9 protein-coding genes are annotated in these 12,758 nt (G+C 70.5%); 8 read left to right on the forward strand and 1 reads right to left on the reverse strand.

All coding sequences use genetic code 11. The annotated features are described in order from the left end of the window. The first annotated feature begins 13 nt into the window (after positions 1-13). From FHX33_RS19425 to ddaH, 6 genes are all read left to right on the forward strand, one after another. The gene (locus FHX33_RS19425) at positions 14-1,255 is read left to right on the forward strand and encodes a cell division protein PerM (RefSeq protein ID WP_021759043.1); all 1,242 of its coding nucleotides are present in this window, start codon (positions 14-16) and stop codon (positions 1,253-1,255) included. Further along, positions 1,252-2,574, forward strand: coding sequence for a threonine/serine exporter family protein (locus FHX33_RS19430; RefSeq protein ID WP_021759041.1), 1,323 nt, complete (start codon positions 1,252-1,254; stop codon positions 2,572-2,574). The genes FHX33_RS19425 and FHX33_RS19430 overlap by 4 nt, the downstream gene beginning before the upstream one ends. Positions 2,575-2,623: 49 nt before the next feature. After that, entirely contained in the window at positions 2,624-3,217 is a 594-nt protein-coding gene (gene purN / locus FHX33_RS19435; RefSeq protein ID WP_021759039.1) for a phosphoribosylglycinamide formyltransferase, read from the forward strand. Then, positions 3,214-4,794 (forward strand): bifunctional phosphoribosylaminoimidazolecarboxamide formyltransferase/IMP cyclohydrolase, encoded by a 1,581-nt coding sequence (purH, locus tag FHX33_RS19440; RefSeq protein WP_021759037.1) that lies wholly within the window; start codon positions 3,214-3,216, stop codon positions 4,792-4,794. The genes purN and purH overlap by 4 nt, the downstream gene beginning before the upstream one ends. An 87-nt stretch (positions 4,795-4,881) precedes the next feature. Beyond that, positions 4,882-5,961, forward strand: coding sequence for a Glu/Leu/Phe/Val dehydrogenase family protein (locus tag FHX33_RS19445; protein ID WP_021759035.1), 1,080 nt, complete (start codon positions 4,882-4,884; stop codon positions 5,959-5,961). Positions 5,962-5,986: 25 nt separating this feature from the next. Continuing rightward, on the forward strand, positions 5,987-7,210 hold the full coding sequence (gene ddaH, locus FHX33_RS19450; RefSeq protein WP_021759033.1) for a dimethylargininase: 1,224 nt from the start codon (positions 5,987-5,989) through the stop codon (positions 7,208-7,210). A 107-nt stretch (positions 7,211-7,317) separates the two neighbouring features. Here ddaH and FHX33_RS19455 read toward each other — a convergent pair whose 3' ends face one another. Next, a complete protein-coding gene (locus FHX33_RS19455; protein ID WP_183428877.1) occupies positions 7,318-8,667 on the reverse strand; it encodes an MFS transporter in 1,350 nt (449 codons plus the stop codon). Positions 8,668-9,080: 413 nt separating this feature from the next. Here FHX33_RS19455 and FHX33_RS19460 point away from each other — a divergent pair, with 413 nt between their 5' ends. Beyond that, a complete protein-coding gene (locus FHX33_RS19460) occupies positions 9,081-10,922 on the forward strand; it encodes an ABC transporter ATP-binding protein (protein ID WP_039924379.1) in 1,842 nt (613 codons plus the stop codon). Then, positions 10,919-12,733 (forward strand): ABC transporter ATP-binding protein, encoded by a 1,815-nt coding sequence (locus FHX33_RS19465; protein ID WP_021765668.1) that lies wholly within the window; start codon positions 10,919-10,921, stop codon positions 12,731-12,733. Before FHX33_RS19460 ends, FHX33_RS19465 begins: the two co-directional genes overlap by 4 nt. Positions 12,734-12,758 lie beyond the last annotated feature (25 nt).

Here is a 12,758-nt window from a genome sequence, read left to right on the forward strand (position 1 = left end):
GCTCCATCCGGTCATGACTCGCACAACCGTCTCCCTGCTCGCCGCGCTGGAGGCGGTCATCGTGGCCGCGATCGGTCTCGCGATCGCCCTCGTCCCGCTGACGATCCTCTGGGCCGTCCAGTACCAGCTCGGCGCCGACTGGATCGTGGTCTGGCGGGCGGCCGCGGACATCTGGCTCGTCGGTCACGGCACCAACCTGACGGTGACGCTCGATGCGCAGACCGTGGCGACGCTCGGGCTGCCCGGCGCCGGCACACCCTTCCAGGTGACCATCGCGCTGCTCGGATTCGCCGTGCTGACCGCGGGTCTCGGCGTGCGCACCGGGTCGCGGGCCACGGAGACGCCTTTCCGTCTCGTCGGAGCGCTCAGCGCGCTGGCCGCCTTCGCCGCGATCGCAACGCTGGTGACGTTGACGGCGGGAAGCGACGTGGCGCGCCCGTCGGTGTGGCAGGGGATCGTGCTTCCGCCCTTCGTCTACGCGGTCGGGATCGCGGCGGGCTTCGGTTTCGCAGCGCTGCGCTCCTCCCGGGTCGCAGTGGCCGGCGAGGCGGAGGCCGTCGCCCCTCCTCGGGCGCTCGTCGCCGTGCGGGACCGGCTGGCGACCATCCCCGAGAGCATCCGGTCGGGGGCCTTCGCCGCCCTGCGCGCCGGTTCGGCGGCCACGGCGATCGTCATCGGCGGAGCGGCGCTGATCGTCGCGCTCCTGATCTTCGGCAACTACGGCACGATCATCACCATGTACGAGCAGCTCCAGGCGGGGGCGCTCGGCGGGCTCGCCCTCACACTCGGTCAGCTGGCGTTCCTCCCCAACCTGGTGATCTGGATGGCGTCCTGGCTCGTCGGCCCCGGGTTCGCGATCGGGACGGGCTCGTCGGTGAGCCCCCTCGGCACGGAGCTGGGCCCGCTGCCGGCCCTCCCGCTCTTCGGCGTCATCCCTCCGGGCAGCTTCGCCTTCGGACTCGTCGGCGTCGTGGTGCCGCTTCTCGCCGGGTTCCTCGCCGCCGTCCTGCTGCGCTCCCGCCCCTGGCTGCGACTGCCCGACGGGACGCTCCCGCTCTTCCTGACCGCGGTCGGGATCGGTATCGTTGCGGGCATCGAGCTCGGACTGCTGGCCTGGTGGTCCTCCGGTGCGCTCGGCCCCGGCCGGTTGCACGACGTGGGGCCGAACCCGTGGCTGGTCGGTGCGATCGCGACGGTGGAGGTCGCCGTCGCGGCGGTCATCGGGCTGCTGGCGGGAGGGCGGGCGCGCAGATGAGCTCCTGGCTGCCGCGGTTCCACCTCCCGAAGGTCACACTCCGCCGGCGGTCGATCGAGGCGGAGCAGATCGTCGAGACGCCGTCCGCCCAGTTGCAGGAGTTCCTGGTGCTGCTCGGCAGCGCGTTGCTCGCCATCGGCACCGCAGCGACGGACATCCAGCAGACCCTCACCCGCGTCGCGATCGCCCTCGGCTCGCGCAAGGCCAGTCTGATCGTCTTCCCGACCCTGATCTTCGTCGGGATGCCGGGGGAGTCGCAGACGCGGTTCGAAGTCGCGATGCCCACCGGTGGGGAGGTGCGGTTCGATCGGGCCGCGCAGATCTACAGCATCGTCGACCTCGCACTCGCCGGAAAGATCTCGGCCGCCGACGGATCGACGGCCGTGCGCGCCGTCATCGCGACGAAGCCGCGCTTCAACCGCGTCGTGCGCGTCCTCGGCCATGGCGTCGCGGCGGCGGGTGTCGCGCTGGTGCTGCTCGGGGCCGAGACCACCAGCATGCTGTACGCGCTGGTGCTCGGGATGCTCGTCGGCGCGGCCAAGCTGCTGGTGCGGCCTGGCACGTACGCGGCCATCCTCCTGCCCGTGGCCACCGCCTTCCTCCTGGCCCTCCTCGTCTTCGCGCTGGGCAAGACCGTCGTCATCGGGGAGCCGCTGCAGGTGCTCATCCCGCCCCTGGTGACGCTGCTCCCGGGAGCCCTGCTGACGACGGGCATCCAGGAGCTCGCCGCCGGCGACATGGTCGCCGGGGCGAGCCGGCTCGTCTCGGGGATCGCGCAGCTCGGCTTCCTGGCCATCGGCATCCTCGCGGCGCTGACGATCACCGGTGTACCGGCCTCGGCCGCGCTGCTGAGCACGCAGCCCCCGCTCGGTGCCTTCCAGCCGTGGGTCGGCGTCCTGCTCTTCTCGGTGGGCATCTTCTTCTACTACTGCGGCCCGCGCCGATCGCTGTACTTCCTCACGTTCGTGCTGCTCGTCGCCTACGGCGGGCAGGTGGTGGGCGCCCTGCTCATGGGCAACGTGTTCAGCGGCTTCTTCGGCGCGTTCGCGCTGACCGTCGTCGCCTACCTGGTGCAGTCCGTGCCCGGGGCGCCGCCGGCCGTCGTCTGCTTCCTGCCCGCGTTCTGGCTGCTCGTTCCCGGGGCCACCGGACTCATCCGTCTCACCCAGAGCGCCACGGGGGTCGATTTCGATGCCAGCAGCGTGCCGAACCTCCTCGGCTCGATCGTCTCGATCGCGCTGGGGGTCCTGGTCGGGACGGCCCTGTTCCGCCAGATCTACACGATCGCGCCCGCCCGCTGGAAGCTCCGGCTGGTCTGAGCGCCCGGGCTGGTCCGCCTGCTCATCCGAGCGCCGGTAGGCTGGTCGCGTGCTCTCGATTGTCGTGCTGATCTCCGGTGGAGGCTCGAACCTCCGCGCACTGCTCGAGGCGTCCCAGGACGCGGAGTTCCCCGCCCGGGTCGTCGCCGTCGGGGCCGACCGCGACGCCGACGGCCTCGCTCACGCGGAGGAGTTCGGCATCCCGTCCTTCACCGTGCCGTTCTCGTCGTTCGACGACCGCGAGCAGTGGGGCGACGAGCTGCTCGCCCAGATCCGCCAGTGGGAGCCCGACCTGGTGATCCTCTCCGGCTTCATGCGCCTCGTGCCGCCGCGCGTCGTCGAGGCCTTCTCGCCCAACCTCATCAACACCCACCCCGCGTACCTCCCCGAGTTCCCGGGGGCGCACGGGGTGCGCGACGCGCTCGCCGCGGGCGCCACGCAGACCGGCGCGAGCCTCATCGTGGTCGACGACGGCGTGGACGCCGGCCCCATCATCAGCCAGGAGCGCGTGCCGATCCTGCCGGGCGACACCGAGGCCGCCCTGCACGAGCGCATCAAACCCGTGGAGCGACGGCTTCTCATCGACGCCGTCCTCGACATCGCCAACGGACACATCGACCTCAAGGAGCTTTCCCGAGCATGAGCGGACCCCGTCACGACTCCAGCCTCTACCGCGAACGGGATGTCGTCCCGATCCGCCGCGCGCTGATCTCGGTCAGCGACAAGACCGGCCTCCTCGACCTCGCGCAGACGCTCGCCGAGGCGGGCGTGGAGATCGTCTCGACGGGCTCCACCGCCCAGACCATCCGTGACGCCGGCCACGCCGTCACCGACGTCGCCGCGGTCACCGGATTCCCCGAGTCGCTCGATGGCCGGGTGAAGACGCTGCACCCCGCCATCCACTCGGGTCTGCTCGCCGACCTCCGCCTCGCCTCGCACGAGGAGCAGCTGAAGGACCTCGGCATCGAGCCCTTCGAGCTGGTCGTCGTCAACCTCTACCCGTTCGTGGAGACCGTGGCGTCGGGAGCCGTCGGCAACGACGTCGTCGAGCAGATCGACATCGGCGGCCCGGCGATGGTCCGCGCCTCCGCGAAGAACCACGCCAACGTCGCGATCGTCGTCTCGCCCTCCGACTACGCGGCCATCGCCGACGCGGTCGCCGCGGGCGGCACCACCTTCGACCAGCGCCGGGAGCTCGCGGCCCGCGCCTTCGCGCACACGGCCTCGTACGACGGCGCCGTGGCCGCGTGGTTCGCCGGTGAGGCGCCGAGCACGGACGACTTCCCGGAGCGCCTGGAGGTGCGCGCCGAGCTCGCGCACACCCTGCGCTACGGCGAGAACTCGCACCAGGCCGCCGCGATCTACACCGACCCCACCGGCCGCGGCATCGCGCAGGCGACCCAGCTCGGCGGCAAGGAGATGTCCTACAACAACTACGTGGACGCCGACGCGGCCCTGCGCAGCGCGTACGACTTCGCCGAGCCCGCCGTCGCGATCATCAAGCACGCCAACCCCTGCGGCATCGCGGTCGCCGACGACATCGCCGACGCGCACCGCAAGGCGCACGAGTGCGACCCCGTGTCGGCCTACGGCGGCGTGATCGCCGCCAACCGCACCGTGACCCTCGCGATGGCCGAGACGGTCAAGGGCATCTTCACCGAGGTCCTGATCGCGCCCGGGTTCGAGCCCGAGGCGCTCGAGCTGCTGCAGACCAAGAAGAACCTCCGCATCCTCCAGCTGCCGGAGGGCTACGCGCGCGCGACGACCGAGTTCCGCCAGATCTCCGGCGGCGTGCTCGTGCAGGACGCCGACCGGTTCGACGAGTTCGACTCGTCGTCCTGGACGCTCGTCTCGGGCGACGAGGCCGACGCGGCGACCCGCGCCGACCTCGAGTTCGCCTGGAAGGCCTGCCGCGCGGTGAAGTCCAACGCCATCCTGCTCGCGCACGACGGCGCCTCCGTTGGCGTCGGGATGGGTCAGGTCAACCGCGTCGACTCCTGCCACCTCGCCGTCAGCCGGGCGGGGGAGCGGGCGTCGGGCTCGGTCGCCGCGTCCGACGCGTTCTTCCCGTTCGCGGACGGCCCCGAGATCCTGATCGCCGCCGGTGTGCGCGCGATCGTGCAGCCGGGCGGCTCCATCCGCGACGAGGACGTGATCGCGGCGGCGAAGGCGGCCGACGTCACGATGTACTTCACGGGCGAGCGCCACTTCTTCCACTGACATTGCGTCCCTCGTGGGGTCACGGGAGAATGGAGGGCGGTCCACAAGACCGCACTAATTCCACCGCGATCCCACGAGGAGACACCGATGTCCGTCCTGCCCGCAACCCTGGTCGAGTCCACCGGAACCGACCTGCCGCACGAAACACTGCACGTGGTCAAGGGGAGGCGGAGCGGTCTCACGATCAGCATCGCGGTCCACTCGACCGTGCTCGGCCCCGCCCTCGGCGGCTGCCGGGTGTGGACGTACGACTCCTGGCTCGAGGCGGTCGCCGACTCGCTGCGCCTCGCCGAGGGGATGACGCTGAAGAACGCCGCCGCGGGCCTCAACCGCGGCGGGGGCAAGACCGTCGTCTACGTGCCGCGTGACGTCGAGCTGACGCCCACGCTGCGCTACCAGGCGATGCTCGATCTCGGCGACGCGATCGAGAGCCTCGGCGGCAGCTACATGACCGCGGAGGATGTCGGCACGAGCGCCGAGGACATGGCCGTCGTCGCCACCCGCACGGCGCACGTCTGCGGCCTCCCCTCGGCCGACGGCGGTGTCGGAGAACCCAGCGATGCGACCGCGGCGGGCGTCTACGCCGGTCTGCTCGCGACGCTGGAGCGCGCGGTCGGCACCCGCTCGGTCGCCGGTCGCCGCATCACGGTCCTCGGTCTCGGCCACGTCGGCTCGCTGCTGGCGATGCGGCTCGCGAGCGAGGGCGCCGTGCTCACCGTCACCGACGTCAACCCGGCCAAGCACGCGCTCGCGGATGCGATCGGCGCGACCTGGGTGGAGCCGGGGGAGGCCCACCGGGTCGAGGGCGATCTGTTCGTCCCCGCAGGTGTGGGCGGCGTGCTCACCGACACGGTCATCGACGAGCTGCGCGTGAAGGCGGTCGTCGGCCCGGCGAACAACCAGCTCGCCAGCCGGTCGGGCGCGGGGAGGCTCGCGGAGCGCGGCATCCTGTGGGCGCCCGATTTCGTCGTCAACGCGGGCGGCGTGATCTTCCTCGCCATGATGAACGAGGAGCAGCCGTCCGCCGAGGCCACGGCCGAGCGCGTGGACCGGATCGGCGACATCGTCGCCGAGGTGTTCGACGTCGCGGAGGAGCGCGGGATCACCACGCTCGAGGCCGCCGACGAGCTCGCGCTCGGCCGCCTGCGCGAACCAGCCAACGCATAGAAACGCTCCGCTAGGGTTGGTTCCCATGACGTCTTCGTGGGGCCGCCGGCTCATCGCATCCCTTGTCGTTGCCTTCGTGGTGGCCTTCGTCGTGCACGCGGCGATGATCGCCGCGTTCTACGTGGGGAGTCTCGCCGGGTCGTCGGCCCCCTCGGGGGCGCTGATCGTCGCCGTCAGCAACTACTTCTCGCTGACGAGCGTGCTCGCGTTCGTGCTGCTCTTCGTCGCGGGCGTGGTCGGGGCGTTCGACCGCTGGTGGACGGCGCTCATCGCCGGCCTCCTGGTCGGCTTCCTGTCGCCCGCCGTCGGCACGCTCGTGACGGCCACCTCGGGCGGGTCGCCGTTTAGCGGTGAGCTCATCCTCGCCGTGCTCGGCACCCTCCTGGGCATCAATCTGCTCTACGGCGTCAGCATCGCCGTGCTGACCCCGACCTTCGGTCGCTGGCTGTTCCGCATCATCGAGGGCGTGCGCAGCCGCTTCGAGACGGAGCGCAAGGTCGCGCTCGTCCGAATCCCGGCCAAGAATCTCCAGGACGGCCTCGTCACCCACATCGACCGCACGGCCGTGGATGCCGAGCTCGCCGACACCCAGTGGGACGGCTACGTCAGCGCCCTCTCGCAGGCGGGATGGCAGACGGTCGAGGTCGCCTCGGCCGACAACCTGGCCGACTCGGTCTTCGTCGAGGACACCGCGGTCGTCTTCGGCGACACCGCCGTCATCACCCGTCCGGGAGCGGACTCGCGCAAGCCGGAGGTCACCGGCACCGAGGCCGCTCTGCGCGCCCAGGGCCTCCGCCTCGAGCGTATCGAGGAGCCGGGAACGCTGGAGGGCGGCGACGTCCTCAAGGTCGGCTCGACCGTCTACGTCGGGCGCGGTGGCCGCACCAACGGCGAGGGCATCCGCCAGCTGCGCGCGATCGTGGCGCCGCTCGGCTACACGGTCGTGGGCGTCCCGGTCACGAAGGCGCTGCACCTCAAGACCGCCGTCACCGCCCTGCCCGACGGCACCGTCATCGGCTACGAGCCCCTCGTCGACGAGCCGCGCATCTTCGAGCGCTTCCTGCCGGTGCCCGAGGCGCACGGCACCGCCGTCGTCGTGCTCGACGACGAGACGCTCCTCATCTCGTCCGCCGCACCCCAGACCGCTGAGCTGCTCGCGGACCTCGGCTACAAGACGATCGCCGTCGACATCTCCGAGTTCGAGAAGCTCGAGGGCTGCGTCACCTGCCTGTCCATCCGGATCCGCTGAGCTCTGTCCGTCCGACCTGACCGTTGCCGAGGGGCACGTCGTGGTCGCCATTCCGCCCGGAATGAGCGCCACGACGTGCCCCTCGGCTGTTCCGTCTCGCGCCCGCCTCAGTCGACGGTGGATCCGCATCCACGTGCGCGTGTCCGGGGGAGCGCGCACCACGCTGCGGTGACGGCGGCCGCTGCGGCAGCCGTCAGCCAGCCCGCCGTCACGCCGCCGAATGCTGCGATCAGCACGATCACGGAGGTCCCCAGCGCCGTTCCGAGCTGGGCGCCGGTGTTGAGGATGCCGCTGGCGCTGCCTTCGAGCTGCTCCGGGACGGACGTGCCGATCGAGGTCCCGGCGACCGAGGAGAGCCCGAGGCCCGCGCCCGCGAGGGTGACGCCGATCAGCACGCCCCACCAGGTTCCCGTCGTCGTCGCGAGCACCAGCTGTCCGATCGCGATCGTCGCCAGGCCGGTCGCCGCGAGGGCGTGCGCTCCCCACCTGCCGAAGACCGTGCCGGTGCTCGACGACGTGAGGATGACCGCGATGCTGAACGCCATGAGGGTCAGACCGGTGGCGACGGGACCGATGTTCAACGTCTGCTGCAGGAAGAGTGTGGCGAGCACGGCGGACGAGCTGGTCGTTGCGGTGTTCACGAACGAGATCGCCGTGCCCTGCCGCAGCGGCCGTGACGCGAAGGCCGCGCGGGGAATGAGCGGGTAACGCGCTGTCCGCAGCCGCACCACCAGCAGGGCGGCGATCCCCGCTCCGACGACGACGAGCAGAACGCCGGCGAGCACCGTCGACGGGGACTCCATCAGCGCGGCGCCGGCGATGACCGCCATCACGGCGGCGATCAGCAGGACGGCGCCGGCGACGTCCAGGGGCGATTCATCGCGGGGGTGCGACGAGCGAGCCACCACGAGGAGGACGCCGGCGAACAGCGCTGCCGCGAGCGGGAGGTTGATCCAGAAGACGGCCGGCCAGCCGAGCGCCTGCACCAGCAGGCCGCCGACGAGGAAGCCGGACGCCCCCGCTGCGGCGCCGGTCGCGCTCCACGCGGCGACAGCGCGCCGACGAGCATCGCCGGCCGGCGCGGCCTCGAGCAGCAGCCGCAGCGCGGACGGGACCGAGATCGCGGCGGCGGCTCCCTGCAGGGCGCGCGACAGCAGCACGGCTCCGATCGCGACGCCACCGAGCGCCCCGGCTGCGGCACCGAGCACGGAGACGACGCCGAACAACGCGATCCCCGTCAGCAGGATGCGCCGGTGACCGAAGCGGTCCCCGAGCCGGGCGCCCAGGATCAGCAGGCCGCCGAAGAACATCGCGTAGACGGTGGCGAGGGGCCCGGCGAGCGCAGCGTCCGCGTCCACGCCCCGCAGGATCGACGGGATCGCGGTGGTCGCGCTGGTCACCCCGAGGACATCGACGAACTGCACGAGGCACAGGAGGGGTACGGATCCGCGACGCATGGCGGCCAGGGTACGCCGGAGGCCGTCTGCGCACTCCGAGTGATCGGCTCCGAAAAAGTTCTTGCGATCGAGCGGAACCTGGCAATAAGCTGTAGGGCTGCCTTGTCGCGGCATTACGTGAACGCATCGAGGCCGGGAGGACGCAATGAAAAAGACTGGATACGCACGAATCGTGACGGTGTTCGGACTTGTCGCGCGCGCGTCCTCGGAGCCGGCCCGCACCTGGTAGGTCCCAGGAAGGTCTGCGTCTCCGGCTGACTGTCGCCGCCGCTCCACTGACAGCACTGTTCTCGAGGGTCGAGCACACTTCGGCGTGCCTTCGTCGACCCCGGCGGCGACCTCTCAGCACTGTTCCCGCGGGTCCTCGGTGACCCGCCGCAGAAGTCGGAAAATCACTAGAAAACGGAAGTCTCATGGCTGAAACACATCAGCACCCACCTCAAAGAGAAGAGAATAAGAAGCGCGCGGGCACCGTCCGCACGCTGCTGCGCATCCTGCCGTTCGCGAAGTCGGCCGCGCCGCGCATCGTGCTCGGCATGGTCGCCGCGCTGCTGGCGAGCCTCGTCGCGCTCAGCATCCCGCAGGTGCTGCGCTGGCTGGTCGATGGCCCGCTGTCGACCGGCGACGCCTCGGCGGTCTGGCCGGCGGCGCTGCTCGTCGTCGGACTGGGCGCGGCGGAGGCCGTGTTCATCTCCCTGCGCCGCTGGTTCGTGCTCACGCCGGGCACGCACGTCGAGGCGCGCATGCGCAACGGGCTGTACGCCAAGCTCCAGGACCTCCCGGTCGCGTTCCACGACCGGTGGCCGAGTGGTCAGCTGCTTTCGCGAGCGGTGAGCGACCTCGGCCTGATCCGCCGGTGGCTGTCGTTCGGCATCGTGCTGCTCGTCGTCAACGTCGTCACGATCGTCGTCGGGTTCGGCATCCTGATCAGCTGGAACTGGATCCTCGGGCTGATCTTCCTGGTCTGCTCCATCCCCCTGTGGATCTACGGGTTCGTGTTCGAGGCGAAGTACTCGATCATCGCCCGCCGCAGCCAGGACCAGGCCGGCGACCTCGCCACCGCGGTGGAGGAGTCGGTGCACGGCATCCGCGTCCTCAAGGCGTTCGGCCGGGGCAAGCACGCCCTCAAGAACTTCGCGTCGCAGGCCGAGCAGCTGCGCGGCACGGAGATCGAGAAGGCGAAGGCCATCGCAGGCATCTGGCTCTGGCTGCTGCTCATCCCCGACGTGGCGTTCGGCATCAGCCTCGTCGTTGGCGTGTGGCTCGCCTCGCAGGGGCAGCTGTCGGTGGGCGAGCTGGTCGCGTTCTTCGCGACCGCGACGGTGCTGCGCTTCCCGATCGAATCGATCGGCTTCCTGCTCTCGATGACGTTCGACACGCGCACCGCGGCCGACCGCTTCTTCGAGGTCATGGACGAGGTCAACACGATCACCGACCCCGCCGAACCGAAGCGGATCGTGGACCCGAAGGGCGAGCTCGTCTTCGACGACGTGCACTTCCGGTACCAGGACTCGCCGGAGCGGTTCCCGGACCTCCTGGACGGCATCCGCCTGACGGTGGAGCCGGGGGAGACGATGGCGCTGGTCGGCCTCACCGGTTGCGGCAAGTCCACCCTGACCGCACTCACAACGCGCCTGTACGACGTGACCGGCGGCGCCGTGCGCATCGACGGCGTGGACGTGCGCGACCTGACCCGCTACGACCTGCGCAAGGCCATCGCCATGGCGTTCGAGGACGCGACCCTGTTCTCGGCCTCCGTGCGAGACAACGTGCTGCTCGGCCGCGACGAGCTCGACCCGGCCTCCCCGGAGGCCGATCGCGTGCTCACCGAGGCGCTCGAGATCGCGCAGGCGGGCTTCGTGTACGACCTCCCCGAGGGGCTCGACACGAAGGTCGGCGAGGAGGGGCTGAGCCTCTCCGGCGGTCAGCGTCAGCGCCTCGCGCTCGCGCGTGCGGTCGCTGCGGCGCCGAGCGTGCTGGTGCTGGACGACCCGCTGTCGGCGCTCGACGTCGACACCGAGGCGCTCGTCGAGGCCGCCCTGCGGCGCGTCCTCGCCTCCACCACCGCCCTCATCGTCGCGCATCGCCCCTCAACGGTGACGCTCGCCGACCGGGTGGCGCTGCTGGAGGAGGGCCGCATCACGGCCGTCGGAACGCACCACGACCTGCTCGCCACGAGTGAGCACTACCGATTCGTCATCTCCAGCCTGGAGGACGACGAAAACGAAGAGATCCTGCAGGAGGTGAACCTGTGAGCACCGCAACCGTCCTGGGCGTCGAAGGCGAAGAGCGCAACGACCTCACCAAGGAGGAGAGCAGGCAGGTCCGCAGACGCTCGCTGCGTCTGCTGGGCTCGCTCATGCAGCCCCTGCGCGTCCGGCTGATCCTGACGGCGATCGTCGTCGTGGTCAGCACGGCCGGGCAGGTGGCCGGCCCCGCGATCATCGCCTTCGGCATCGACAACGGCATCACGGCCCTGCAGTCGCAGAACTGGATGCCCGTCGCCGCCGCGGGGATCGCGTACCTCGTGACAGGTGTCATCGGCGCGGTCCTGATCGCCTGGTACACCATCCTGAGCGCGCGGATCAGCCAGGCGATCCTGATCGACCTGCGCAAGCGGGTGTTCCTGCACACGCAGCGACTCTCCCTCGAGTTCCACGAGTCGTACACGTCGGGCCGCATCATCTCGCGCCAGACGAGCGACCTCGACTCGATCCGCGAGCTGCTCGACTCCGGCATCAATCAGCTCGTGCAGGGCTTCCTGTACATGCTGTTCATCGCGATCGCCCTGTTCGCGCTGGACTGGGTGAGCGGCGTCGTCCTGCTGGTCTCGCTCGTGCCGCTCTACCTGCTCACGCGCTGGTTCCAGAAGCGGTCGCAGGTGCTGTTCCGCATCTCGCGGGTGGCGTCGGCGAAGCTCATCGTGCAGTTCGTGGAGACCATGACGGGCATCCGCGCGGGCAAGGCGTTCCGCAAGGAGAAGCGCAACGAGAAGGAGTTCGGCGGCCTCGTCGAGGACTACCGCGACGTGAACGCGCGCGTCATCCAGCTGTTCGGGATCTTCGACCCCGGCCTCGTGATGATCGGCAACCTGACGGTCGGCGTCGTCCTCCTGGTCGGCGGGTTCCGCGTCGCGGAGGGCCAGCTCGCGATCGGCGTGCTGCTGGCAGCCCTGCTCTACACGCGGCGCTTCTTCGACCCGATGGAGGAGATGGCGATGTTCTACAACTCCTACCAGTCGGCCGCCGCCGCGCTCGAGAAGATCTCGGGCGTCTTGGAGGAGGAGCCGAGCGTCCCCGACCCGGTGAAGCCGGTCGACCTGTGGACGGCCGAAGGGCACGTCCGGTTCGACGACGTCACCTTCGCCTACAAGGAGGACCGCGTCATCCTGCCGGAGTTCAGTCTGGACATCCCGGCAGGGCAGACGATCGCCCTCGTGGGTTCGACCGGTGCAGGCAAGTCGACCCTCGCCAAGCTGATCTCGCGGTTCTACGACCCGAGCGACGGCGAGGTCTCGATCGACGGCGTCGACCTGCGCGATCTGCACCCGAAGGATCTGCGCCGCGCCATCGTCATGGTGACGCAGGAGGCCTACCTCTTCAGCGGATCCGTGGCGGACAACATCGCCCTCGGAAAACCGGATGCGACGCGCGACGAGATCGTGCGGGCGGCGAACGCGGTCGGCGCGCACGAGTTCATCGAGGGTCTGCCCGGCGGGTACGACACGGACGTGAACAAGCGCGGCGGCCGGGTGTCCGCGGGTCAGCGTCAGCTGATCTCGTTCGCCCGGGCGTTCCTGGCCGACCCGGCCGTGCTCATCCTGGACGAGGCCACCAGCTCGCTCGACATCCCGAGCGAGCGCCTGGTGCAGGAGGCGCTGCAGACGCTGCTCGCCGACCGCACGGCGGTGATCATCGCCCACCGGCTGTCGACGGTGGCGATCGCGGACCGCGTGCTCGTGATGGAACACGGCCGTGTGGTCGAGGACGGCACCCCCGACGATCTGATCGCCGGAACGGGCCGGTTCGCCCAGCTGCACGCAGCCTGGCGCGATTCGCTGGTCTAGAGGTTCCGGAGGGGCGGTGCGTATC

Source organism: Leifsonia aquatica, assembly GCF_014190775.1.
GTDB classification, from domain to species: Bacteria; Actinomycetota; Actinomycetes; order Actinomycetales; family Microbacteriaceae; genus Leifsonia; species Leifsonia aquatica.